The 23,973-nt window shown below is 67.6% G+C and carries 21 protein-coding genes, 1 tRNA gene and 1 pseudogene; 6 read left to right on the forward strand and 17 right to left on the reverse strand.

Annotated elements, in window-relative coordinates; all coding sequences use genetic code 11:
• Positions 1-217 precede the first annotated feature (217 nt).
• A tRNA-Leu gene (locus tag ACTMTI_RS54830) sits at positions 218-303 on the forward strand.
• Between the two features lie 541 nt (positions 304-844).
• Here ACTMTI_RS54830 and ACTMTI_RS54835 read toward each other — a convergent pair.
• The 5 genes and pseudogenes from ACTMTI_RS54835 to ACTMTI_RS54855 form a co-directional block, all read right to left on the reverse strand.
• Positions 845-1,513, reverse strand: a pseudogene (locus ACTMTI_RS54835) (recombinase family protein); the annotation flags it as partial.
• 206 nt (positions 1,514-1,719) lie between these two features.
• Positions 1,720-2,733 carry a zinc-dependent alcohol dehydrogenase gene (locus ACTMTI_RS54840; RefSeq protein WP_441129045.1) on the reverse strand — a complete coding sequence of 338 codons (1,014 nt, stop codon included), beginning with the start codon at positions 2,731-2,733 and terminating at the stop codon, positions 1,720-1,722.
• Positions 2,734-3,582: a fumarylacetoacetate hydrolase family protein gene (locus tag ACTMTI_RS54845; protein ID WP_441129046.1), complete on the reverse strand. Its 849-nt coding sequence runs from the start codon at positions 3,580-3,582 to the stop codon at positions 2,734-2,736.
• Positions 3,583-3,593: 11 nt separating this feature from the next.
• Positions 3,594-4,451, reverse strand: a complete 858-nt coding sequence (locus ACTMTI_RS54850; protein WP_441129047.1) for an SMP-30/gluconolactonase/LRE family protein — start codon at positions 4,449-4,451, stop codon at positions 3,594-3,596.
• Entirely contained in the window at positions 4,448-5,218 is a 771-nt protein-coding gene (locus ACTMTI_RS54855) for an IclR family transcriptional regulator (protein WP_441129048.1), read from the reverse strand. The genes ACTMTI_RS54850 and ACTMTI_RS54855 overlap by 4 nt, the downstream gene beginning before the upstream one ends.
• Positions 5,219-5,358: 140 nt before the next feature.
• Here ACTMTI_RS54855 and ACTMTI_RS54860 point away from each other — a divergent pair, with 140 nt between their 5' ends.
• Both ACTMTI_RS54860 and ACTMTI_RS54865 read left to right on the forward strand, forming a co-directional pair.
• Positions 5,359-7,062, forward strand: coding sequence for an IlvD/Edd family dehydratase (locus tag ACTMTI_RS54860; protein ID WP_441129049.1), 1,704 nt, complete (start codon positions 5,359-5,361; stop codon positions 7,060-7,062).
• A 10-nt stretch (positions 7,063-7,072) separates the two neighbouring features.
• Positions 7,073-7,756 carry an SDR family oxidoreductase gene (locus ACTMTI_RS54865; protein ID WP_441129050.1) on the forward strand — a complete coding sequence of 228 codons (684 nt, stop codon included), beginning with the start codon at positions 7,073-7,075 and terminating at the stop codon, positions 7,754-7,756.
• 231 nt (positions 7,757-7,987) lie between these two features.
• Here the strand turns inward: ACTMTI_RS54865 and ACTMTI_RS54870 are convergent, their stop codons facing one another.
• The 8 genes from ACTMTI_RS54870 to ACTMTI_RS54905 form a co-directional block, all read right to left on the reverse strand.
• Positions 7,988-8,764 (reverse strand): SDR family NAD(P)-dependent oxidoreductase, encoded by a 777-nt coding sequence (locus tag ACTMTI_RS54870; RefSeq protein ID WP_441129051.1) that lies wholly within the window; start codon positions 8,762-8,764, stop codon positions 7,988-7,990.
• 30 nt (positions 8,765-8,794) lie between these two features.
• Positions 8,795-10,030: an SDR family NAD(P)-dependent oxidoreductase gene (locus ACTMTI_RS54875; protein ID WP_441129052.1), complete on the reverse strand. Its 1,236-nt coding sequence runs from the start codon at positions 10,028-10,030 to the stop codon at positions 8,795-8,797.
• On the reverse strand, positions 9,969-10,979 hold the full coding sequence (locus tag ACTMTI_RS54880) for an alpha/beta hydrolase (protein ID WP_441129053.1): 1,011 nt from the start codon (positions 10,977-10,979) through the stop codon (positions 9,969-9,971). Before ACTMTI_RS54880 ends, ACTMTI_RS54875 begins: the two co-directional genes overlap by 62 nt.
• A gap of 47 nt (positions 10,980-11,026) precedes the next feature.
• Positions 11,027-11,470 (reverse strand): SDR family NAD(P)-dependent oxidoreductase, encoded by a 444-nt coding sequence (locus ACTMTI_RS54885; protein ID WP_441129054.1) that lies wholly within the window; start codon positions 11,468-11,470, stop codon positions 11,027-11,029.
• 7 nt (positions 11,471-11,477) lie between these two features.
• The gene (locus ACTMTI_RS54890) at positions 11,478-13,910 is read right to left on the reverse strand and encodes a glycoside hydrolase family 3 N-terminal domain-containing protein (RefSeq protein WP_441129055.1); all 2,433 of its coding nucleotides are present in this window, start codon (positions 13,908-13,910) and stop codon (positions 11,478-11,480) included.
• Positions 13,911-13,992: 82 nt separating this feature from the next.
• Positions 13,993-15,246 carry a Gfo/Idh/MocA family protein gene (locus tag ACTMTI_RS54895; protein ID WP_441129056.1) on the reverse strand — a complete coding sequence of 418 codons (1,254 nt, stop codon included), beginning with the start codon at positions 15,244-15,246 and terminating at the stop codon, positions 13,993-13,995.
• Between the two features lie 242 nt (positions 15,247-15,488).
• Positions 15,489-16,973 carry an MFS transporter gene (locus ACTMTI_RS54900; RefSeq protein ID WP_441129057.1) on the reverse strand — a complete coding sequence of 495 codons (1,485 nt, stop codon included), beginning with the start codon at positions 16,971-16,973 and terminating at the stop codon, positions 15,489-15,491.
• A gap of 67 nt (positions 16,974-17,040) precedes the next feature.
• On the reverse strand, positions 17,041-19,503 hold the full coding sequence (locus ACTMTI_RS54905; protein ID WP_441129058.1) for a glycoside hydrolase family 2 TIM barrel-domain containing protein: 2,463 nt from the start codon (positions 19,501-19,503) through the stop codon (positions 17,041-17,043).
• Between the two features lie 403 nt (positions 19,504-19,906).
• On the opposite strand from ACTMTI_RS54905, the gene ACTMTI_RS54910 reads away from it, so the two are divergent.
• Positions 19,907-20,902 (forward strand): LacI family DNA-binding transcriptional regulator, encoded by a 996-nt coding sequence (locus ACTMTI_RS54910; RefSeq protein WP_441129059.1) that lies wholly within the window; start codon positions 19,907-19,909, stop codon positions 20,900-20,902.
• Positions 20,903-21,060: 158 nt separating this feature from the next.
• Entirely contained in the window at positions 21,061-21,222 is a 162-nt protein-coding gene (locus ACTMTI_RS54915; protein ID WP_441129060.1) for a hypothetical protein, read from the forward strand.
• Here ACTMTI_RS54915 and ACTMTI_RS54920 read toward each other — a convergent pair.
• From ACTMTI_RS54920 to ACTMTI_RS54930, 3 genes are all read right to left on the reverse strand, one after another.
• Positions 21,209-21,727: a tyrosine-type recombinase/integrase gene (locus tag ACTMTI_RS54920; RefSeq protein WP_441129061.1), complete on the reverse strand. Its 519-nt coding sequence runs from the start codon at positions 21,725-21,727 to the stop codon at positions 21,209-21,211. The genes ACTMTI_RS54915 and ACTMTI_RS54920 overlap by 14 nt on opposite strands.
• Positions 21,727-22,122 (reverse strand): phage integrase N-terminal SAM-like domain-containing protein, encoded by a 396-nt coding sequence (locus ACTMTI_RS54925; RefSeq protein WP_441129062.1) that lies wholly within the window; start codon positions 22,120-22,122, stop codon positions 21,727-21,729. The genes ACTMTI_RS54920 and ACTMTI_RS54925 overlap by 1 nt, the downstream gene beginning before the upstream one ends.
• 137 nt (positions 22,123-22,259) lie before the next feature.
• Complete coding sequence (locus tag ACTMTI_RS54930; RefSeq protein WP_441129063.1) at positions 22,260-22,676, reverse strand: winged helix-turn-helix transcriptional regulator; 417 nt, start codon at positions 22,674-22,676, stop codon at positions 22,260-22,262.
• Between the two features lie 107 nt (positions 22,677-22,783).
• Between ACTMTI_RS54930 and ACTMTI_RS54935 the strand changes: the two genes are divergently transcribed.
• A complete protein-coding gene (locus ACTMTI_RS54935; RefSeq protein WP_441129064.1) occupies positions 22,784-23,512 on the forward strand; it encodes an SDR family NAD(P)-dependent oxidoreductase in 729 nt (242 codons plus the stop codon).
• 67 nt (positions 23,513-23,579) lie between these two features.
• On the opposite strand, the gene ACTMTI_RS54940 is transcribed toward ACTMTI_RS54935, so the two are convergent.
• Positions 23,580-23,744, reverse strand: a complete 165-nt coding sequence (locus tag ACTMTI_RS54940; RefSeq protein ID WP_441129065.1) for a hypothetical protein — start codon at positions 23,742-23,744, stop codon at positions 23,580-23,582.
• Between the last annotated feature and the right edge of the window lie 229 nt (positions 23,745-23,973).

The raw sequence follows: 23,973 nt of genomic DNA on the forward strand, positions 1-23,973 counted from the left end.
CACTCACCAGCGGAGACCACATCCGACCGCGCCAGGCCATCCCCTACTACCTGGGAAAACAGGATGGAACTCTGTCACTGGGAGCTCTCGGCTTCGCCATCCGCGCCTTCTGAGGCCTCTTCGAAGAGCGGACGGATTCTTGGTATGACGCACTCCGCAGAGTTTGCTAACCTTACTGAGCCGACGCGGGATGACGGTCTCGCGTGCAGGCACCAAAGTCCGGGTGGCGGAATAGGCAGACGCGCTAGCTTGAGGTGCTAGTGCCCAGTGATGGGCATGGGGGTTCAAGTCCCCCCTCGGACACAAACCGGTCGCCTATGGGGTCCTGGTCACGAGTAGATGTGACCAGGACTTTCTGTTTTGACGGGTGGTAGATCAGCCGCAGTCCGATGTCCGCGTAGATCTTGGCCTTCCGGAGCGGGTCGGCATTGGTGAGGACTCGCACCATGTCACCAAGCCTATGCGTGATCTCTGCCAGCTGATCTCGTCCCAGCCGTTTCTGAGGCAGGACGTGCGCGCGGTGGAGACGTTGCTCGGCCGCGGTCTTGCGATCGAGCTCTTCCTGAATCCACCCGGCGACTAGCGCCGGGTCGGCGCCCGCCTCAAGGGCGGCCCGATGCTGGGCGAGCTTTCGATCACACTCGGCGATCTGGCGGCGCGCCGCTGCGGACGCTTGAGCCTCCGGCGGGACCAGGTCCTGTGCCGCCGTCAGAACGTCGAGAGTCCGGTCGAGGTTATGGGGCGCGAACAGCCGGCCGAGCCAGCGGTCCAGTCGCGGGACGACACGGTCCTCTCGTAGATAGACATTGCGGGGATGCATGACGTGATTCGCCAGGGCGTACTCCTCGGGGAAGCGGCAACGGTAGTAGGCCGCGTCGTTCACCCACTGGCCCTGCATTCTGCGATCGCAGACGCCGCAGTACAGCAGCCCCCGGAGCTGGTACGGCTTGGGGGTGCGCTTGCGGGTCTTGTCGGTGTGGCGGTCCTCTCGTCCCGTTAGCGTCATCTGAACGGCGTCGAAGTCATCTGTGGACACGATCGGCGGGTGAACGACTGTCTCCGACCAGACCCAGTCCTGCTTGGAGTTCCACCTGAGTTTCGTGGTGTGACCCAAGCCGACGTCGTCCACATCGATGAGGACCTCGTCCTTCCGCTGGCGATTCCACACCTGATGGCCGGTGTAACGAGGGTTGGTCAAGATGGCGCGCACCGCGCTCTTGGACCAGGCGATGCCGGAGCGGTGACGGTTTCTGGCCGGGTCGTGAGCCGATGGGCTGGGGATTCCATTGCGGGTCAGCCTCTCGGCGATGGCGAACAGGCCGTAGCCGTCCAGGAACGCGGCGAAGATCTCTTCCACGACAGGCGCGGCGGCTGGATCGAGCTCCAGCCGGTGAGCGCGCTTGCCGTCCGCCGCCTTGGCGGGGTTGGGGTGGGGACCGGCGTCGGCCAGCCGGTAGCCGTAGGGTGGCCGACCTCCCAGAAAGCGACCCTCCATCTGAGCTTGAGCCGACATGGCGCTGCGCACGCGGACCTTGATCCGGCGGCGACCTGCTCGGCGCTCTCGGGGACCAAGACGGCCTGCGGGGTGAGCAGGTAGTGCGAGGCGTCGTGGGCCATGCCGAGCCGGTCGCTCACGCGCGCTCGGGTGATTCCCGGAACGGCGGCTTCCACCGCGGCCAGGACAGCGGGGTCCGCCCTATCGATCACGTTCGTACTCTCTTATCGGCGCGGGTCGATGTGGATCTTAGGGCCCGGCCCGGCGCCGGTCGGCCGGCCTCCGGCCAGGACGTCGGCGGTCTCGGCGAGGCCGACTGTCGCGGCCACGAGGGGGCGGGCGTCCACCGAGGCTTGGGCGTAGGCGGCGATGGCTCCGGCCAGGCCGGCCGAGCCGCCGAGGATGCCGACCGCAGTGACGTCCTTGAGCGCCAGGTCGCGGGTGTCGATCGTGGACGGGGTGCCGGCCAGGCCGATGTAGACAACCCGTCGGCCGGGTTCGACGAGGTCGAGGGCGAGGGCGGGCAGCTGGGGTGCGTTGGACGCGTCGATGATGGCATCCCAAGGCAGGGAAGGCAGTGACCTCCGGGTCCAGGCATGGGTGAAGCCCAGGCTCCCGGCCAGACGCAGGCCGTCGTCGTCGCGCCCCATCAGGTGAACCTCGGCTCCGCCGGCGCGCGCGAACAGCGCCGTGAGCAGGCCGATCGTGCCGGTGCCCAGGACCAGAAGCCGATCACTGGCCGCCAGCCCCGCAGCGCGGACGGCCCGCAGGGCATTGCCCCCTGGTTCGACGAGCGCGCCGAGCGTGGGATCCACGGTGTCCGGCAGGTGGTGCAGGGCCGTGGCGGGCACCGCGAGTTGCTCGGCCAGCGCACCCGGGCGGCCCCGGCTGATGCCGATCTCCGCCGAATCGGCGCAGACGTGATGGCGGCCGGACCGGCAGCGGTCGCAGCGACCGCAGGCGAGCATGGTGTCGCCAGTGACTCGCCGCCCGAGCCAGGAAGGGTCCACGCCCTCGCCCACCGCGCTGACGCGCCCGCACCACTCGTGGCCCGGACGCAGCGGGTACCGGGAACGGCCGGTGTTCAGGTAGCTCATCTCGCCGGTGAACAGCTCGACGTCCGTGCCGCACACGCCGGCCCGCTCGATGTCCACGACCACTTCGCCCGGCGCGGCGACGGGCGGCTCGACCTCGCAGACCTCGGCTTTTTCGGGGCCGGTCAGGACCAGGGCACGCATCTACCGGGGTCCGACGACGTGCTGGCGCTGGGTGCCCAGGCCGTCGATGCCGAGTTCCATGACGTCGCCGGGCTGGAGCCAGATCTGCGGGTCGTGACCCATGCCGACGCCGGGCGGGGTGCCGGTGTTGATGAGGTCGCCGGGCTCCAGGACCATGAACTGGCTCAGGTGGTGCACGATGACGTACGGGTCGAAGATCATCGTTTTGGTGGTGCCGGTCTGGCGGCGCACGCCGTTGACGTCCAGCCACATGCCGAGGTTCGTCACGTCGCCGATCTCGTCAGGCGTGACCAGCCAGGGGCCGGCCGGGTTGAACGTCTCGGCGGACTTGCCCTTGCTCCACTGGCCGCCGCGCTCCATCTGGAAGGCGCGCTCGCTGACGTCGTTGACCACGCAGTACCCGGCGATGGCGCCCTTCGCCTCCGCCACCGAGTCCAGGTAGGAGGTGCGGCGTCCGATGACGATGCCCAGCTCCACCTCCCAGTCGGTCTTGGTGGCGCCGCGCGGGATGCGCACGTCGTCGTAGGGGCCGACGAGCGTGTTGGGCGACTTGGTGAACAGGATCGGCTCGGCCGGGACGGCCTGGCCGGTCTCGGCGGCGTGGTCGCTGTAGTTGAGGCCGATGCACAGGATCTGGTGCGGCCGGGCGATCGGCGCGCCGATGCGTTCACCGGCGAACTCGCGCACGTCGCCGCGGGCGACCCGGTCGGCCAGCAGTCGTACGCCTCCGGCCGCGAAGAACTTCTCGTCGAAGTCGGGGGTGAGGTCGGAGACGTCGATGTAGTGGGTCTCGTCGACGCGGACGACGGGCTTCTCGGCGCCGGGCGCGCCGATGCGCATGAGGTACAAGGGTGTCTCTCTCAGAAGGGGTTCCAGTAGGGCGTGGGCAGGCCGCGGACGGCGACCTCGGCCGTGTACAGGCGGCCGTCGTCTGGGCCGGGCTCGTCCAGCTCGTGGGCGGCGGTGGTGATGACGAGGACGTCGAGGTCGGGGCCGGCGAAGGCGGCGCTGGAGGTGTGCGGGGCGCCGGTCCCGACGATGGCCAGCAGTTCCCCGGTGGGGGTGCGGCATTCGACGCGGCCCAGGCCCCAGTTGGCGATCCACAGGTTGCCGTCGGCGTCGGCGCACATCCCGTCGGGCAGACCCTCGGTGACGGTGAACGCCTCGCGCCGGGGCCCGGCCTTGCCGGTGTCCGCGTCGTAGTCGCGTACCCACACCGTGCCGGGCATGGTGTCCACGCTGTAGAGCCGGTCGGCGACCCAGGCCAGGCCGTTGGACAGCACCAGGTCGGTGTCGAGGAAGGTGATCCCGGTCTCGTCCAGACGGGCCAGCACTTCCTGCCCCTCGCGGTCGTCCTGGGCCAGGCTGCCGACCAGGAACCGGCCGGCCGGATCTACGGCGCCGTCGTTCAGTCTGCTGCGCACACCAGGCTCAAGCACCTGAGCCACCTCCGTGCGGCTCCCGTCGGCGCCGAGGCGGGTGAGGGTGGCCCGCTCGGCGACGATCAGGTCGCCGTCCGCCGAGGCGGCGACCGCGCCCACCGTGGAGTCGAAGGCATGGCATGCGGTGGCGATCACCATGCCGTTGTCGAGCCTCCCCTCATGCACGGTCCCCGCGACGATGTCCACCCACAGCAGACGCTGCCTGGCGGCATCCCAGACCGGGCCCTCGCCCAGGGCGTATACGTCGGCCGAGGCCGGGGTCGCGGTGAACTTCACGTGGGTTCCTCTCCCGTGACGATGGCTTGGATGGCGGCCACGTCGTCGATGAGCGTCTGCAACGGGGTCCGGTAGGCCAGGCCGCTGACGCTGATGGCGCCGCTGGGCGTCGTGGGAGAGTTCAGGTACGCCGCCACCGCCAGGCAGTTGACGCCCTGTTCGCTCTCCTGATCCTCGGTCGCGTAGCCCTGCTCGCGGACGCGCTCCAGCTCGGCGTGCAGGCCCTCGACGGTGGTGATGGAGCGCTCGGTGCGGCGCTCCAGTACCTGGTCGCCCACCCACCCGCGGACCGCGTCCTCGTCCGGCAGGTGGTGAGCCAGCAGGAGCTTGCCGACGGCCGTGCAATGCGCGGGGTTGCGCCCGCCGACGACCGAGGTGAGCCGGACCGCGCCGGCGGCCGGGTCCAGCTTGGAGCGGTAGACCACCGCGTCGCCGTCCAGTACCGCGTAGTGCACCGTCTCGCCGTACCGGTCGCACAATGCCTGCAGCACCGGCATCACCCGCACATGATCGGGCCGGGCCTCGTGATGGGCGAAGGCCATCCGCAGGAACTCATCGCCCAGCACGTAGCGGCCGTGGCCGTGCTGCGCGGCGAAACCGGCGCGGCGCAGCGCGGCCAGCGCCCGGTGCACGGTCGGTTTCGGGCTGGCGACCGCGCGGGTCATCTCCTCCAGCCCGATGCCGTCGGGATGGCGGGCAAGTTCGGCCAGCACCGCCAGCACGCGGTCGGACCCGACGAGCCTGGGCTCGTCGATCAGTTCGGACATGTTCCGAAGGTTAGACCACCGTTCCGAAAAACGGAAGTTCCTGCCGAGATGTCTTCCTGAGCGGCGAGGCATGGACTACGCTTCCCTCTAAGTTTCATGAATCGGATCGATATTCCATTTATCGGAAGGAGTGGTACCTCGTGGCGAGGAGCGCCCTGTGGTACGCCGGAAGCGACCGCAACGCCTACATCCATCGCGCGTGGATGCGGCGCGGGCTGCCGTCCGACGCCTTCGACGGCCGGCCGCACATCGCGATCGCCAACACCGCCTCCGACCTCACTCCCTGCAACATGCACCTGAACGAGGTCGCCGAGCATGTCAAGCGCGGTGTGTGGGAGACGGGTGGCGTCCCGCTGAACCTGCCGGTGGTCTCTCTGGGCGAGACGAACGTCCGCCCCACCGCGATGCTCTGGCGCAACATGGCCGCGATGGCCATCGAGGAGATGCTGCGGGCCAACCCGATCGACGGCGTGGTGCTGCTGGGCGGCTGCGACAAGACCATTCCCGCCCTGCTCATGGCCGCCGCCTCGGTCGATCTGCCCGCGGTCGTCGTTCCGGGTGGGCCGATGCTCACCGGCACCTTCCGCGGCGCCGCGCTGGGCTGCGGGACCGACGTGTGGAAGCTCAGCGAGGAAGTCCGCGCCGGCACGCTCAGCGGGGCCGACTTCCTGCGCTCGGAATCGTCGATGATCCGCAGCAAGGGCCACTGCAACACGATGGGCACCGCCTCCACCATGGGCCTGCTGGCCGAAGTGCTCGGCATGACCCTGCCCGGCCTGGCCGGCACCCCGGCTCCCGACAGCCGCCTGCTCGAAGGCGCCCACGAGACCGGCCGCCTGATCGTCGAGATGACCGCCGTCGGACGCCGCCCCTCGCAGGTCATGACGCGCGGCTCGTTCCTCAACGCCATCATCGCCCTGGCCGCGCTCGGCGGCTCAACCAACGCCGTCATCCACCTGCTCGCCATCGCCGGCCGGCTCGGCGTCGAGCTGACCCAGGACGACTTCGACCGCACCGGCTCCCGCGTCCCCCTGCTGGTGGACCTGCAGCCCGCCGGCCGCCACCTGATGGACGACCTCTACCGGGCCGGCGGCCTGCACGCCGTCCTCAACGAGATCGGCGACCTACTCGACCCGGCCGCGATCACCGTCACCGGCCGCCCCCTGCTCGACCACCTCCACGGCGCGAAGGTCCACGACCGCGAGGTCATCCGGCCCCGGCACCAGCCACTCCAGGACGACGCCGGCATCGCCGTCCTCTACGGCAACCTCGCCCCCGACGGCGCCGTCATCAAACCCGCCGCCGCCTCGCCGCACCTGCTCCAGCACCACGGGCCCGCCGTCGTGTTCGACTCCGTCGAGGACCTGCACGCCCGCCTCGACGACCTCGACGTCACCCCCGATTCGGTGCTGGTCCTGCGCGGCTGCGGCCCCAAGGGCTACCCCGGCATGCCCGAAGTGTCCAACATGCCGCTGCCGCCCAAGCTGCTCGCCCAGGGCGTGCGCGACATGGTCCGCATCTGCGACGGCCGCATGAGCGGCACCGCCTACGGCACCGTCGTCCTGCACGTCGCCCCCGAAGCCGCCGCCGGCGGGCCCCTTGGGCTGGTGCGCACCGGCGACATGGTCATTCTGGACGTCGAGAACCGCCGCCTCGACGTCGACCTGTCCGCCGAAGAACTCGCCGCCCGCCGGCCGTCCCCGGCGATGGTCGAAGCGTTCGCCCGCCCGGACCGCGGCTGGCAGCGCCTCTACGTCGAGACCGTCCAGCAGGCCAACACCGGCGCCGACCTCGACTTCCTCGTCGGTTCCAGCGGCGACCACGTGCCGCGCGAATCCCACTGAAAGGACCCCCATGACCTCCGCTCGTACCGCCCTCATCACCGGCGGCGTCAGCGGCCTGGGCAAGGCCGCCGCCATCCGCCTGGAAGCCGACGGCGTCCACGTGATCACCCTCGATGTCGCCGACGGTGCCGACCTGGTCGTGGACGTCACCGACGCCGCCGCCGTCCAGGCCGCCGCCGAACAGGCGGGCCCGATCGACATCCTCATCAACTCCGCCGGGATCGTCGGCCCCAACGCCCCGCTCTGGGAGATCCCGCTCGACGGTTGGCGGCGCACCTTCGACGTCAACGTGGGCGGCACCTTCCACACCTGCCGCGCGTTCGTGCCCGGCATGCGCGAACGCGGCTGGGGGCGCATCGTCAACCTCGCCAGCATGGCCGGGAAAGACGGCAACCCGAACATGGCGCCGTACTCCGCCTCCAAGGCCGCCGTCATCGCGCTCACCAAGTCTCTCGGCAAGGAACTGGCCACCAGCGGCGTGCTGGTCAACGTCATCACCCCCGCCGTGATCGAGACTCCCATGAACGCCGACACCGGGCCCGAGGCTCTGGCCCACATCACCAGCCTCATCCCCATGCGCCGCGTCGGGAAGGCGGAGGAAGTCGCCGAGCTCATCGCCTGGCTCGCCTCCGACAAGGTCAGCTTCTCCACCGGCGCCGTCTACGACATCAGCGGCGGCCGCGCCACCTACTGACGGCCACCTGCCGTGGCGCGGCGGCTCATGACCGCCGCGCCACGTCTGTGCAGGGCCGCCCGTCAGATCGTGATCGTCGCGACGCTTCTGAGATCGTCGCTGCTCAAACCGGCCATGAGCGTGATCGTCATTGATTGATCCGTCATTGATTGATCCTCCGTGTACTCGAGTCGATCGCTGTCAGGCGAGAGCGGACTCGGTCGACAAGATGCTCGTCTGCACTTCCCCAGCTCACCGGTACACACCGGAGCCGCCGGCGACGAAGATGGACTGCGCGGTCAGGTAGGTCGAGTCATCGCTCAGCAGGAAGGAGACCAGTGCTCCGACATCTTTTTCGGTATCACCGATCCGCTTGAGTGGCACGGCATCCATGGCTGCTCGGAACCCTTCGGGAGCAACGCTCTCCCACTGCAGTGCTCCCTCTGAGTTGGCGAAGGGCAGGACAACGTTCACGCGGATGTTGTCGGGCCCCCACTCCAGTGCCGCAACTCGGGACAGGCCTCGGATCGATTCCTTCGCCGCGCCATAGGCGGCGAAGCCGGCCTCGCCTGCGGTGCCTGCTCCGGACCCGAAATTGACGATCGAGCCACCGCCTGCGGCGACAAGGTGCGGGTACGCGGCCTTCATGAGGAGGAACGTGGCACGAGGCCCGGTGGTGGAGGCCAGGTCGAAGTCGTCAGCCGTCTGCGAGGCGAAGGGCGAGGGCGGCTTGATCGCCATGGCGTTGTTGACGAGGCCGTCCACGCCGCCGAAGTGCTCGACGGCGGCGCCGACGATGGTGTCAGCCGCATCGGAGTCTCGCAGGTCGGCGGCGACGCTCTGCACCTCGGTGCCGTGAGAGGTCAGCTCGTCTCGGGCGTCGGCGACGGCGTCGGCGAGGATGTCGGTGAGCAGCAGCCGAGCACCGTTGCGCGCGAGGGTGCGGGCGATTCCACGGCCGATGCCGCGGCCGCTCCCTGTGACGATGACGACCTTGCCGGCGAGGGACTCAAAGTGTGTATACGGCATGGGTTCCTTTCGGAGTTGTTCGAGGAGTGCTCAGCGGGCGGCCGACCGTGTGGGCTCTTTCACCGGCTGCTCGGCGATCCACTTCAGGTCGGGGATGTGTCCGAGTTCGAGAGCCTGGAAGAAGAGCCGCTCCTCGCGGGGCTGGCTCTGTTCGAAGACGTCCATCAGTGCTCCTGAGGCGTCGGTGGACCCCATGATCTGGTCCCAGTTCGCCAGGACGTCCTCGCTGGTCAGGTCCGGGTTGAAGTACCCGCGGGTGCCGGCGAGGAAGACGCGAGCGATTCGTCCGCCGCCGACGGTGAATGCTTCGCCGCTCGTCGGCGCATCCTCGTGGAGCAGGGGCGCGATTGCGACGGCGACCTTCTCCGGCTGCAGCGCGTTCCTCATGAAGGTGATGAGATCCGTCTCCGCGCCGCCCCCGCTTGCGGCCACCGTCTCGCTGAACGCCCACGGCATGAGGGTGTTGGCGATGATTCCGTGCTCTGCGCCGGCCGCTGCGACCTGTCGAGCAGCGGCGAAGACGGCGAGCTTCGAGACCGCGTAATCAAGTTCGTAACCGGTCGGGCCGTACCAGAAGCCCGTTCCGACGGCTGATGAGGTGAACAGGATGCGGCCGTACTTCTGCTCGACCATGTGGGGCCACGCCGCTCGATTCAGCTGCAGCGAGCCGCGGACGTTGATGTCGAAATAGAGGTCCAGCCCCGCCGCGGGAGCGTAGGGGATGAGCTCGGACCCATCCATGACACGGCCGGCGGGAACGCCCGCGTTATGGATCACGATGTCGATTCGCCCGAACTCCTCGACCGTCGTCGCGACGAGGGCTCGCGCATCATCGTCGTCGCCGATTCTGCCTCCGACGGCGATCGCCACGCCGCCGTCCGCGCGGATGTCGTCGCGTATCGCCTCCGCGCGGTGCAGGTTGGACGGAAGCTCATTGATCACCACCGCTGCGCCACGGCCGGCGAGGTATCGCGCGTGCGCCGCACCGATGCCGATTCCCGCCCCGGTCACTAGGGCAACCCGTCCATCGAAGCGCAGTTCATCACTCATTGCATCCGGTCCTTCCGATTCGCGCCCAACCTTGGGCCAACCTTCCGTGACTGTTGTCCTGCCTTGCGTCCCATCTGCTCCGCCAGGACCCCGGTCTCCGTCTGGCTGTTGCGGCCACCAGAGGCTCGTGCGCGGAGAGATGCGCTTTCGCCGCTCAGTTCGTCTCAGAGGCCGCTCGCGCGAGCTGGACGGACTCAAATCGGCGGGCAGCCGCACGAAGTTCGTCGTCCTCTGGGGTGGCTCCACCGAATCCGCCGTGCGGCATGGCCTCGAACACGTGAAGCTCCGCTGTTACACCTGCGTGCAGCAGTTTTCGGTGCATTCGCACGGTGTTGGAGAGGAACAGGTCTCGAGTGCCGCTCTGCAGGAAGGTGGGCGGGAAACCGCTCAGATCGGCGAACAAGGGAGATAGGTAGGGGTGGGTGAGATCTTCCCCTGCGGCATACAGAAGATTGACCGTCTTGAGCGAGCCCAGCACATTGTCGATCCCGTTGTTGGTGACGAAACTGTCGCCAGACTCGGTGAGATCCACTTCGGGCGTGAGCAGCACGAGGGCGGCCGGCATGGGGAGTCCTTCATCCTTTGCCCGGACCAGGAGCGCAGCCGCGAGGTTTCCGCCGGCGGAGCCGCCACTGACAACAACGCGATGGGGACCGACGGCCTCGATCGCCGCCCGGTAGACGGCCATCAGGTCATCGAGCGCAGCCGGGAACGGATGCAGCGGCGGCATGCGATAGTCGGGCGCCCATGTGATCCCGTTCCGGCCGACGGCGTGAGCCGCCCCTGCCATCCACGCCAGCTCTCCGCCTCCCAGGTAGAGCGCGCCGCCGTGGATCTCGATGAAGAGCGGCGTGTCGTTGGCTTGGGGAAGGTGAGCGGGGTGGATCACGAAGTTCGCGACGCCGTTGATCTCTTGGGCTCTGACTTCGAAGCTCTCCGCCGCTGGTAGCGCTGCCTCGCAGAAAGGCCGGACTACCGTGTCCAACATCTCCACGTGCGCCGCCCACGCTGCCGTGTCCTTGAGTTCGGGGTACGGTGACGCCTCCTCTGCGGCAGGTACAGACAGCATTCTCTGCGCTTGCTCGCTGACGCTGCGCGGAACTGGGGGGTGACTGCGCCTTACGGGCGCCAGTTCATCAGAAGTGTGCCGGTCGATGTCGGTCATGATCGCTCCTCAGCATTCTCGGATCGTTCTTGCCATGTGGGAGGCCGTTACAGTGCTGGCGTATGGGTGTCGGGACGCGCGCGGCCTCGGTTAAAGGGACTTCCATGTCGCGCATATCCGGGTCGGTCACCGATCCACGGGGTAAGCCGTAGGTCGTCATCGCATCTCAAGGCTGAAGTCTTCGGGGTTGGGCGTGCTGTGCCAGTCCGTGTCGAGGTCGTGGCTGTGTTCACCGCGACCTCGCCTCTGGCCATCGCCGCGAGCAGATCGTGATAGTCCGTGAATGTCTGCATGCCGGTGAGGTCGATCGTGTAGGTGACGCGATCAGCTCCCTCACGGACGCCGGCGACGGCGTCGGCGAGGATGTCGGTGAGCAGGAGCCGGGCACCGTTGCGTGCGAGGGTGCGGGCGATTCCGCGACCAACGCCGCGACCACTTCCGGTGACGATGACGACCTTGCCCGCGAGGGAACCGGGGTGCGTGTAGGACATGAGTTCCTCAGGTCTGGCTAGCGCGAGCCGCTGACGGCTGATGCACCAACACCTCTGCCGTGCTGAGGTAGGTGCGGCGGCCTTCGAGTTCGGCCACCTTGCCGGTGAGTCTGACGGTGCCCCGCGCGGGTGTCTCGTCGGAGCTTCCCCCGGCCGCGAGGGCCACGGCGCCCGGCTCGAGGATGAAGCGACCGTCGACACCGCTGTATCCGAGTTGGCTGGTCGGAACCGTGAAGTGAACTGTCGCGCTCGCACCCGCCGCGAGTGCGACCCGCGCGAATCCGATCAGCTGCTGAGCAGGCCGGGTCACACCGGTGGCGTTCTGGGCGGCGTACAGCTGGACGACCTCGGTTCCGTCGCGGTCTCCGATGTTGCGGAGCTCGACGGCCGCCTCGATGGTGCCCCCCTCGGCGGGCACCTCATCGGCCGCCAGTTGCAGCTCGCCGTACTCGAAAGCCGTATAGGAGAGGCCGTGACCGAACGGAAACAGTGGAGTGGCGTCCAGGTCGATGTATCCGCGGAAGATATCGTCCGCGCTGCGTCGATATCCACTTCCGCGTTTCTGCGAGACGTACAGCGGTACTTGCCCGGTGGCTCTGGGCATGCTGTATGGGAGCTTGCCGGAGGGGTTCGTGTCACCGAACAACACGGCGGCGAGGGCGTCGCTGCCGTGCGGTCCCGGGTAGTAGCCCGTCACGATGGCGTCGAGCTTCGGCTCCACTTCGGTCAGTGCAAGTGGTCGTCCCTGGTAGAGGACTGCAACGAGCGGTGTCCCCGTGGCACTCACAGCGTCGACCAGCGCGACCTGGTGATCCGACAGCTCGACCCGTGCCGCGTCCGTTCCCTCGCCCTCCGTGATACGCGCCCCGAACCAGCCGGCTTTGCCGCCGACAGCCAGGATGACCACGTCCGCTTCCTGCGCCAGAGCGACTGCCGCATCTAGGTTTTGCGGGTCGTCCGGGTGGATGCCGACACCCTCGACCGACTCGACGGTGGCGCTTGGCGCTGCTGCTCGAATTGCTTCGACGAGCGTGTGCGTGCCGTACACGTGCCGGGCGACGTCCTCGCTGTTGATCTTCATGAGCTCTGCCGACTGCGCGGCGCCCACCTCAGCTTCTTCAGGCGACGAGGTCTGCAACATCTCGAGACCGGCCATGCGGGACTCACCGGTGAAGAGGCCCTTGATCATGTCGATCATGGCCGGGTAGGTGTACGCCGCGAAGTTGACCATGGCGGAGTCGGCGTGCGGGCCGATCACAGCGATGCGCCCCGCCTTCGGCAGGGGCAGTTGTCCGTCGTTCTTCAGCAGCGTCACCGACTCATCGGCCAGCTTCCGGGAGAGAGCCGCCCCCTCGCTTTGAGTGGCGCTCAACGTGATGGGATCGGTACTGGCGTACGGGTTCTCGAACAACCCCAGCTTGAACTTGTCGACGAGCACGCGGCGCACCGCATCGTCGAGGACGGCTTCCTCGAGGCGCCCTTCGCGGATGGAATCCTCGAGGGTCTTGTACCCGGCGGCGCCGGGCAGCTCGACGTCGAGGCCGGCGGCGAGGGCAAGCTCGCCCGCCTCAGCGAGGGAGGATGCGACGCCCTGCCGGGTGTGCAACCACTCGACGGTGCTGTAATCGGAGACCACGCTGCCGGTGAACCCCATTCGACCGCGGAGGAGGTCGGTGAGTACCGCTCGGCTCGCTCCCACGGGGACACCGTCGATCTCGCAATAGGAGTTCATCACGCTGCCGAGACCAGCTACCTTGATCGCCGCCTCGAACGGGGTCGCGTACACGTCGTACAGCTCGCGGGGACCCAGGTGCGCTGCTGCCATGTTCTGCCCTGCCTCAGTGAGCGCGTATCCGAGGAAGTGCTTTCCTGTCGCGAGGACGCCACTGGTGAGGTCGTCGCCCTGAAGGCCACGCACGAAGGCGACGCTGAACGCGCTGACGAGGTAGACGTCCTCGCCGTAGGTTTCATGCACTCGCCCCCAACGGGCGTCGCGGGCGACGTCGAGGACCGGCGACAGTGCCTGCAGCACCCCGACCGATCGCATCTGCCGACGGATGATCTCGGCCATGGCCTCTACGCGCTCGGGGTCCCAGGTCGCAGCCAGGCCGATAGCGGTGGGAAACGAGGTGTAACCGGCCGCTACGAATCCGTTCAGCGCTTCGGAATGCATGATGGCCGGAATGCCGAGCCTGGTCTGCTCGACGAGATAACGTTGGATCTCATTCACAGTGCCCGTGATCTGCTGCGGGTCAGACCCCGTGGCGGTGCTGGCGATGTGGCCGATCCCGTTAGCCAGGTGCCGCTCAGCAGCGGCGGTATCCAAGCCGTTGATGCCCATCAGCGAGTGAGGGAAGATCGACGTGACTTGTCCCACCTTCTCGGCGAGCGTCATCTGCGCAAGCAGCTCGTCGGCGCGCTCCAATGGCGATTTCAGCACGTTGTTCTCCTTCTTGGGTGAATGTTCTTGTTCGTGAGTTGCTTCTCAGAGGGCACGAGGGTCCTTGTGAGGCGTCAGGCACTCAGCCTCTGAGCTGCTCGAATATGGCGTCGATGGTGCGGAACACGGCCAGGGTGTCGGCGGCGGGATGTCGCGGGTGCTCGAGCAGGCCACGGTTGATCGCGTCGACCACCTCCCGAAGCATCGGGACGTATCCGTTTCCCTCCTGCTGGATCGCGACCCGGTTCGGGTTCCCGAAGATCGCCCCGATGCTTCCGGCATGGATGTCGAGGTCCGTCGTCGCCCAGAACGGGGAAGGGAGGGTGATCCATCCTTTCCTGCCGGCGACTGCCGCCGAGCAGTCGGTGAACTCCACCATCCCGGTCGTGAAGTGCGCGAAACGCTCATCGCTGAACTCGAGCGTCACCTGTTCCGAGAGGTCCACTCCATCGGGTCGGACGCTCCCTCGCGCCACAATGAGCTCAGGGTCACCGAAGATGCTGTGCGCGAGGGTCACCGGGTAGATCCCCTGGTCGAGCAGCGCTCCCCCGCCCGGTGGCTGCCACCGGCTGCCGCCCTCTGCCGGCCACGGGATGGAGAAGCCCGCTCGCAGATTCCTAGGCTCCCCGATCGTCCCCTCGGCGATTTCCTCCTGCAGCCTTCGGAAAGCCGGATTGAACTTCATCCACATGGCTTCCATGAGGAACCGTCGTTCTGAGGCAGCGATGTCGAACAGCTCCGCCGCTTCGGTGGCGCTCGTGGCAATGGGCTTCTCGACGAGCACGTGTTTGCCTGCCCGCAGCGCGTCACAGGTCATCTCGAAGTGCGTCGCAATAGGCGTCGCGAGATAGACCGCATCGATCGAGTCGTCCAACAGGATCCGCGCGAAATCGTCCGTTGCCACGGAGATGCCGAACTCCTCGGCGAAGCGGGATGCCTTCTCCCCGTCCCGGCTGTGCACCGCGACGACCTCGGCCCCGTCGCACGACATCAAGTCCGGCACCAGACTCCGCGAGATCATCCCGGTGCCGACCGCGGCCCATCGCTGAAGGCTCACCGGCTGAGCAAGCCGGCTAGGAAGGCGCCATTCGTGCGGGCGACCTGTCCCAGCCAGGCGAGGCTCCGCTTCGGGCGCCGCTGTCTGCGCGGATTGGATGATTGCATCAAGACAACTCCTTTGTGTGAATGCCTGACATGGCGCTTCCCTGCTGTACGTACCGGGGACGCGGACGCCGTTCGGCGCGACGTTCGCCGGGCCGCCGACGCGCAGGTGGATGTCGAGGTAAATGCCGAGGCCGCTGTACCAGCGCTCGTCGCGGTCGTTGAGTGCCTCCACGCATCCGGTCGCTCAGGACGGCGACCGAGATCGCGGCGACGGGCGCCCCGGTGTGGTCCAGGATCGCGGCGGGGCAGCAGGTGCTGTTGTTGTCGAATCTCCTTGGTCAGTGAAGGTTCTTGTTCGCGAGTTGCTTCTGAGAGAGGGCACAAGGGTCCTTCCGGAGGCGGTCCGCGCGTTTCAAGACCGGGATCGTGGACTTCACCCGTTCTGGGCGGGCCAGGCGCGGGAAGGGTGAAGCGTCAGCGAGCGCGTCGAATCGGCAGGATGGCCAATGCGGAGAACATCACGACGACCGCTCCGACGGGCCAGACCGGTCCGTAGGCACCCCCGGCGACCGTCACGACGACCCCGGCAATGATCGGTCCCCCGGCCGTACCGAGGCTCTGTGCCATGGCTGCCATGCCGAGATCGCGCGCGGAGGAATTCTCGTCGGGAAGCAGGTCGATGAACAGCGCCTGGTCGACGACGAAAAAGGCGCCGAGACCCAGACCGCCGACTACAGCCTGGATGAACATCGCGGGAAGAGTAGGCCAAACCCACGGCACCAGCAGACCGACCGCCAGGATCAATGCCGCTGCGATGACGAACGGCTTGCGCCTTTGGAGCCGGTCTGAGAAGCGACCGGCGATGGCCATGGACAACAGCGTCGCCGGGAGTGCCGCAACCAGCATCAGGGGAGCGAGCTGCGCAGCTTTCGCGGCGCTGAGGGCAGGTGAGATGTAACTCTGCAACATGTAGATGCCGTAGGTGCTGCTGATGCCGACTCCGAGCCAGAACAGAACCTTCGAGATCCACGCCAAGCGATAGTCACGATCCCGGAGGGCCACGACGAAGGATGCGAAGATCGTGCCGATTCGAATGGGTTCGCGTGGCATCGAGCGCGAGGACCGGTCGCGAGCGATCAGCAGGAACGGGATCGTGAGAAGGGCAACCGCGATCGCGATCGCATAGTAGCTCGCGAGCCCGATCACACTGAACAGAATCCCGGCGACGTAGGCGCCGCCGATGGCCGCGGCGTAGGCCACGAGGCCAGTCACCGCCGAAACGGTGCCGAGCCGCTCCTCTGGGACGCGGTCTGCGACGGTTGCGCTGAGCGGCCCCCCGACGAGACCCGAAGCGAGCTGGATGAGCGACCAGACGATCACAAGCACCGCGATGCTGGGCGCGACCGGCATCAGGGCGATCAACGCGGCCCCTGCTACCGCCCCGCTGGCGACGTAGGGCGCTCGGCGGCCCCACCTCGACCGAGTACGGTCGGAGAGCGTGCCGATGATCGGCTGCAAAATCATCAACAGCACGACGCCGGCGGAGTTCACGAGAGACAGACTCGAGGCTTTGGAGGAGTTGAACTCGGCCAGCAGCCCAAGCTGGTGCTGCTGCTCAGCGGTGGGCACAACAGTGCCAGCGGCCACGTCGTTGCCCAGGTTGGCGAGCGCAGTGAGGTCGACTCCGCTATCCGCTCCAAAGATGCGGGCGAACTCCAGCGACTGGACGTGAAGGGGAAGCAGAACGGTCGAAAGCGCGCCAATCATCAGCGAGATGCCGAGGCACGCGAGTGCGTATGTGCTCACGTAGCGCCGGAAAGCCGGGGTCTTGGGCTGATAGCGGGGCGAGATCTGAGCGGAGTCCGCCGACTGCTCGATGGGTGGGGCTAACGGCTCGGCCCCGGGTTCGGGGGCCAGGACAGGCTGCGAACGGCGTTTACGCGGGTTGGTTGATTGCATTCCGACAACTCCTCCGTTGTGAATGCCGGACATGACACTGTCATTCCGTACGTACGCTGGACGGCTCTCATGCGGGCACGGGAACCGTCGCGTCCGTGATTGCGACAGCCTTCAGCGAAGCGGTCACTGACTCGAAGCCGTCCGCGCAAACCGAGACGGTGATGGGCCCGGCGCCCGTCGGCCGGACGACGGCCAGGGCCCGGCCGTCGAAGGTGGTGCGTTCGCCGGAATCGAAGCGCTCCTCCGTGTCGGGACGGGCACTCCCGAGCGCGTGCAGGACGCCGGCCCCGTCGACGGTGACGCGGACGAGCACGTCGCTCGCACTCGCCAGGTTCCCGTTCCCGTCGCGCAGCTCAATGGCGATGAAGCTCAGGTCGCTGTCGTCGGCGCGGATTTCGGTCCGGTCCGGGGTGACGGTCAGTCGCACCGGTCCTTTTGCCGACTGCAGCGAGGTCCGTCCCAACTCGGCGCCGTCGCGGTAGGCGATCGCCTCCAGCTTTCCGGGCTCGTAAGCGATGTCGAACTCGGCGACGAATGGCTTGGAGCCCCCCGGCGTCGTGCGTCCGACCGTACGCCCGTTGAGCAACAGCTCGACTTCGTCACCGTCGCTGTACACCTCGACGGTGACCGGGGCGCCGTTCTGGGCGTCCCAGCTCCAGCTCGCGATGGAGTCGCTCCATGCCCACTTGCCGGGCAGGACGGGTCTGCCGTAGTTCTGGGGAGGCAGCACGGCGATGTACGGGTCGGTACGGAGCCCGAACACGATCTGGCGGTAGTAGGAGATCGGACGCCGGTGGCCGGTGATGTCAAGGTCGCCGACGCGGGCGGAGATCCACGGGTACGGCGGCCAGAACGCTGGTTCCTCGGCGTACTGGGTTCGGCCGATACCGACCTCGCCGAGGTAGTCCCAGCCCGTCCAGGTGAAGTCGCCGAGCACGTGAGCGTTGTCGAGGACGAGGCGCCAGTTGTTCGCGATCTGTGGCGGGTAGGTCTCGGTGCCCACGATCACTCGATTCGGGAACTGCTCACGGTCGAGCTCGTAGCGAGCGTCGCTGTAGTTGAGGCCTGCCACATCCAGCACGGAGAAGGACGCCTCAGTTCGCTCGGACGCCATCGGGGTGGTGCTCAGTTGGTCAATGAACCCCGCCATGTTCATCAAGGCGTTCACTCCGCCCTCCGTGTCGGCGTCAGCGCCGGCGGCGTGGGCACGCATCTCCTTCACGACGTCGCCGAGGAGGGAAACGAACGGGTTGATGCCATTTGTCACGAGCCGGGTGTCGTCGAGCGACCGCACCTTCTCGGCCAGTGCGCGGCCCCACTCCGAGCCGAGGGCGTCTCCGGTTTCGAAGATCTCGTTGCCGATCGAGTAGAAGATGACGCTCGGGTGGTTGAAGTCCTTCGCGACGAGTGCCTCGAGGTCGCGCTCCCACCACTCCGGGAAGGCGAGGGCGTAGTCGAATGAGGTCTTTCCTTCGGTCCAGACGTCCGAGGTCTCGTCCATGACCAGCATGCCGAGCCGATCGCAGGCGTCGAGCATCGCCGGGCTGATCGGATTGTGGGCGCTGCGGATCGCGTTGAACCCGGCCTCCTTGAGCAGCTCGACGCGCCGCTCCTCGGCACGGCCGATCGCGGCGGCGCCCAGCGGCCCGTTGTCGTGGTGGATGCAGGCGCCGCGCAGCTTGACCGTCTCCCCGTTGATGCGCAGACCGTGGATCGGGTCGAGCTGGAGCGAGCGGATGCCGAAGCTGGTCGTCGTCTCGTCCAGCACGCGGCCGGAGGCCTCGAGAGCGGTCTGAGCGGTGTAGAGATGCGGCGAGTCGACGCTCCACAGTTCGGGTGCCGCCACGTAGAGACGCTGGCGGACCACGGCGGAACCGCCGGCCCGAAGGGTCACGGGGGCCGAGTCCTGAGCGACGACTGCCCCATCGGGCCCGTGCAGCTCGGTGCGGACGCGGACCGTGGTCGTGGCGGTGCTCTCATTCGTCACCGGGGTGACGACCGCGACGACAGCGCGCTCCTCGTCGATGTCGGGAGTGGTGATGCGCACGCCGGGATACGTGACGTGCACGAGGTCGGTGATCTCGAGCACCACGTCCCGGTGGATTCCCGCGCCGGAGTACCAGCGGGAGTCGTCGTGGGCACGGGCGTCGACGCGGATGGTGTTCGGCTCCCCGTAGCGCAGGAACGGGTCGAGTGCGACCCGGAACGGTGTGTAGCCGTTCGGCCGTTGGCCGGCGAAGGTCCCGTTCACGTAGACCATCGCGTCCCGGTACACGCCCTGGAACTCGACCGATACCCGCTTGCCGCTCCACTCCTCGGGGACGTCGATCGTCTTGACGTACTCGAAGGCACCGTCGGGGAAGTAACCCGTGTATCCGGTCCCTGCCGCGTCGGCACTGCGGGGCAGATTGATGATCGCATCGTGGGGCAGAGTGACGGAGGTGCCCTCGTCTCCACCGCCTTGGAGTACGGCGAACGGGCTCGTCTTGGGTCGCACCTTCCATCCGGTGTTGAACGAGGATCTGGTCATCTGCTGCTCCTTGCGGTGAGTTGCTGGTCGGGCACGGGAGTGGCCGTCCACGAGGATCGGATTCGGTTGAGGACGTCGGCGATCGCGACGCATCTCGGGGAGGTGCCGTCGATGGTGATTGCCGCCCACGGCGCAGGCCCGTAGGCGAGACGCTCACCGATTCGGACACGGTCGCCGGCCTTCGGCGTCCGGTCGGTACCCGCTTCGACCCGCCGCGACTGCTTCACCGCGACGGACACCGCGTTCTCGGCCGGAGTTGCTGGTCAACCCCACCGCCCTCGCCCGCTGTTCGTGCGACTCCTTATCTCGTCAGCGGCAGACCGGCCGGCCATTGACACGTGTTAAAACGTAGTGAAGCCATTGTTACGTGTCAATGGCGCTTGGAGTGTGGGAAACTCCGCGAGTGAGGACGCAGAGGAAGCAGAATTCCAGCCGGGTGACCAGCTGGGACGTGGCCGACCTCGCAGGGCTGTCCCGCTCCACGGTCAGCCAGGTCCTTAACGGCCACGGCGACCGATTCAACGAGGAGACCCGCAACCGCGTCACCGCCGCAGCGGAGCGCCTCAACTACCGTCCGTCCCGAGCCGGTCGCGCCCTCAAGACGGGAGTCACCGACCTCATCGTCGTCGCCGTCCCGAACATCACGTTCGGCAGGCAACTTCAGGACACCGTAGAGCAGATCGCCAGCGAGTCCGCCAGGTTCGGGATGAGCGTCTTTGTCCGTTATGCGGGGAGCGACCCTGCCTCGACACTCGCCGCGATCCTCGACATGCGGCCCGCCACCGTCGTCAATTTTCGCGTGTTCACAGCAGCCGATCTTGAGCGGATCGAGGCAGCGGGAATCCGGGTGATTCCCTCCCTCGACTCGTCCCAGGACCCGGCCGGGATCGAGATTTCCATCGGGCGCCTCCAGGCACGTGAACTGTTGCGTGAACCGAAGCGACGACTCGTCTACGCGCTGCTCGCCGACACTCGCCTCGACCTTTACGGACCCGACCGGGCAACGGGCGCGGCCGAGGAGGCCGCCTCCCTGGGAGCGCGGGACCCAGCGAGGGTCCGTGTGCCGCTGAACCGGGAGGGAGCCCGTGAGGCCCTGCGCCCAGTGTTGGAGAAGCCTGAGGGTCCGCTGGGCGTCTGCTGCTACAACGACGAAGTCGCGGCGGCCGTACTGTCGGCCGCCAGGTCGTTCGGACTGTCTGTACCGGATCAGGTGGCGGTCGTCGGAGTTGACAACACAGATGTGGGGCAGCTCATGACTCCGCGCCTCACCACCATCGCGGTCGATCTGCCGGCGCTGGTCCGCCTCCTCGTCGCCGCGCTCGAGCCCGGCCAGGACGAGACCGGGCAAAGAATCCAACCGGAGTCGTTCATCACCCTCGTTCCCGGCGAGACGTCCTGAACCATGAGGCGGTTCCACTCCGCCCAGGGATGATGGACGCCATGTGAACGGGGTGGCGCAGCTAAGAAATAACCCCTGGACTCCTGAAGCTGTCCCGAGCCGCAAGGTAGCGGGGTGCTCCGATCAAGGGCCTGATCGCTGATCGATAGCGTTCGCGGATGCAGCGCGAATGGCAGCCGGATGAGCTGGTGGGGTCGTGGACGCTGGTCGGTGAGGACTGGCGGCTGAGCCCGCTGTTCTGGTCGCACATCAACCTCTACGGCCGGTTCCGGCTGGACATGGACACCCGCCTGGAACTGCCGGTCGCTACTCGTCGATGACCAGCGCGGTGTCGATGGCGCGGGCGCGGTCGGCGGCCGAGGATCGGGTGTAAACGCGGGTGGAATCGAGCTTGGCGTGCCCCATCAGATCGGCGACGGTGACCACATCCACGCCGTTGCGCAGGAGTTGGGTGCCGAAAGTGTGCCGCAGCGTATGCGGGTGCACCCGTGCCTTCCCGGCGTCGGCACCAGCATCGTGGACAAGCCCGGCCGTCACGGCGATCTCCCGGACGATGCTGTTGACGCTGCGCACGCTGAGCTGACCGCCGCGCCGGTTGAGCCACAACGCCGCCGAGTCGTCCGCTCCTGGCCAGTCCGATCGTTCGTCCAGCCACCCACGCAGGGCTTCGCGGGCCGCGCGGTGCAGTTGCACCTCGCGGTAGGTGCCCCCGTCGCGGCCCTTCCCGGCCCGAACGATCACCTTGCCCCGCCGGGTAGAGATCGGCACGTCGTCGACGTCGAGCTGGGCCAGCTCGTCGGCGCGCAGCCCCGCGTACAGCAGCATCAGCGCAATGGCCCGGTCGCGCGCTGCCGGGAGCCGCTGCACCGCGCGCAGAAACCGCGCTGCTCGTCCTCGTCGAGCGCTTCCGGCGCGGTGGTCGGCTGATGCTCACGGCGGGCAACAGGGCGGCCCACGCCGAGATGGTGCACGTAGAAGTGATCCAGCGCCGTGAGCGCCGCGTTGATCGTGTTGGGCTTCGCCCGCTTCACGGTCTTGAGGTGGGCGCGGTAGTCGCGGACCGCGAAGTCGCGGGAGTGCGCGTCGGTGAGCGGATCGCCATCGGTCTCGCCGGTGTCGGCCAGCCAGTGCAGGAACCCGGACACCCGCGAGGCATACGCGCGGCGGGCATCGTCGGAGAGATCCGCCCGCTCCAACGCCGCCCGGTAGTCGGCGAGCACCTGGTCGACGCGCGAGCGCGACAGCGCGCGATCTCCGGTGGCGGCACCGACACTGAGCCTCCCTGATATCGGAAGTAAATCTCTGGCAGTTCGCCCGTGCGCCACCCACTGCGCAACGTGGTGAACACGGTCGAGTTCTACTGACCGCGTGACCCGACGGTCCGTGCGGCGGCGCGGGCCTGGTTCGCGCGGATCTCGTCGTGGTGCTCGGAGGCCCAGTTGACCAGCGGTGTGATGATCTCGAGGAGGCTGCGACTCAGTGGGGTGAGGGCGTACTCCACGCGGGGCGGCACTTCCGCATAGGCGGTTCTCGTCACCAGCCCGTCCTGCTGCAGCTGACGCAGGGTGAGGGTGAGCATGCGCTGGGATATGCCGGGAATCTCGCGCTGCAGGTCGGTGTAGCGCCGGGGACCGTCCCGCAAGGTGACGACCACGAGCATGGTCCATTTGTCGCCGACGCGGTCCAGGACCTGCCTGATGACGTCCGCGTGCTCGGCCGGTAGGTACGCGCAGGGCCCCGGGACCTGGGCGGGAGCCGGCTGGGCTGCGTCCACGGCGCACATCTCCCTTCGAAGCGGACACGGATGTGCCTTTTGTACACGCTTCCATACCGGTCCATCATGGCGCTACGCACAAGAAGTAGGAATTGGAGGATTAGCCCATGTCCAAAGTGCTCGCAGTCCTCGGGGCTGGTACCGGTCTCGGCGTGTCCGTGGCCCAGCGCTTCGGGCGCGAAGGCTTCCGGGTCGCCCTGGTGGCGCGCCGCAAGGACCGTCTGGACGCGCTCGTCGAGAAGCTCGCCGGCGAAGGCATCGAGGCGGCTGCCTTCTCGGCCGACCTGTCCGAGCCCGCCGAGGTGCCCGCACTGATCGCGGCCATTCGCGACCGATTCGGCCGGATCGATGTGATCGAGTACGGGCCGATCGGCGGCGAGGTGTCCTTCACCCCGGCCGCCCAACTGGACGCGGCCACCCTGGAAGGGCTCTCGCGCCTGCTGCTGCTCACCCCGGTGGAGGTGTTCCGTGCCGTGTTGCCGGAGATGACCGATCGCGGTGACGGCGCCGTCTTGATGACCACCGGCTACACGGCGGTGCAGCCGATGCCCCACCTCAGCGGTGTCGGTCCGGTGATGGCAGCCGCCCGCAACTACCTGTACTCCCTGAGCGGCGAGCTCGCCGACACTGGTATCTACGCTGGGACACTGTCCATCGGGGCCGGCATCGCCCGCAGCGAGATGGTCGAGAGTGAGATGGGCGAGGCGGCGACCAACTCTGAGCTGCTTGGGGGGTTCCCGGTCGTCGACCCGGACGACCTCGCCGAGCACTACTGGGACATGTACACCAAGCGGGATCGGGTCGAGCGGATCCACCCTGAGTCCCTGGCCCCGTAGCGTAGCCTGTCGTCGGATAGCCCGCTCCCGTCCCCTGGAGGTCGTTCGCTGATCACGGGCGATCGCGTCAGGTGAGCAGGTCGGCGACCGCCTCCGCGGTGCTCGCGTCGGTCATCACGCCGAAGTGGTTGCCGGCCAGCTCGACCACTCGCAGGTCAGAGACGGTTGCCCGCAGGGCGTCCCGGTTGGCGACCGGCACGACGTCGGCCCCGTCTGCCGAGTCCGAGCACACCGAGCGAGCCGTGTCGCGAGCTGCCCCTGGCGACGCGACAACAAGGCTCCGCAACCCATCACGGTTGCGGAGCCTTCTACTTTGCGGCTCGGGACAGCTTCAGGAGCCTGGTGCCAGGAAAGCCCGGAGTTCCCGCGAACCCAAGGGTCGACGTCGAACGGTTGGGGTGGTCTGGGTGGTTATGCACCCTTGGGTTCGTCGGAACCGGGGACCGTGTACGGCCAAAACG

This window comes from Nonomuraea sp. H19 (genome assembly GCF_052068215.1).
Lineage (GTDB): Bacteria > Actinomycetota > Actinomycetes > Streptosporangiales > Streptosporangiaceae > Nonomuraea.

Coding starts and splice junctions, on each gene's coding strand:
- ACTMTI_RS54840 (WP_441129045.1), bottom strand. CDS start 2,733: ATGCGTGCCCTGGTCCTGACCGGCCCCGAAAAAGCCGAGGTCTGCGAG.
- ACTMTI_RS54855 (WP_441129048.1), bottom strand. CDS start 5,218: ATGTCCGAACTGATCGACGAGCCCAGGCTCGTCGGGTCCGACCGCGTG.
- ACTMTI_RS54865 (WP_441129050.1), top strand. CDS start 7,073: ATGACCTCCGCTCGTACCGCCCTCATCACCGGCGGCGTCAGCGGCCTG.
- ACTMTI_RS54870 (WP_441129051.1), bottom strand. CDS start 8,764: ATGCCGTATACACACTTTGAGTCCCTCGCCGGCAAGGTCGTCATCGTC.
- ACTMTI_RS54880 (WP_441129053.1), bottom strand. CDS start 10,979: ATGACCGACATCGACCGGCACACTTCTGATGAACTGGCGCCCGTAAGG.
- ACTMTI_RS54885 (WP_441129054.1), bottom strand. CDS start 11,470: ATGTCCTACACGCACCCCGGTTCCCTCGCGGGCAAGGTCGTCATCGTC.
- ACTMTI_RS54900 (WP_441129057.1), bottom strand. CDS start 16,973: ATGCAATCAACCAACCCGCGTAAACGCCGTTCGCAGCCTGTCCTGGCC.
- ACTMTI_RS54905 (WP_441129058.1), bottom strand. CDS start 19,503: ATGACCAGATCCTCGTTCAACACCGGATGGAAGGTGCGACCCAAGACG.
- ACTMTI_RS54915 (WP_441129060.1), top strand. CDS start 21,061: ATGCAGCGCGAATGGCAGCCGGATGAGCTGGTGGGGTCGTGGACGCTG.
- ACTMTI_RS54920 (WP_441129061.1), bottom strand. CDS start 21,727: ATGCTGCTGTACGCGGGGCTGCGCGCCGACGAGCTGGCCCAGCTCGAC.
- ACTMTI_RS54935 (WP_441129064.1), top strand. CDS start 22,784: ATGTCCAAAGTGCTCGCAGTCCTCGGGGCTGGTACCGGTCTCGGCGTG.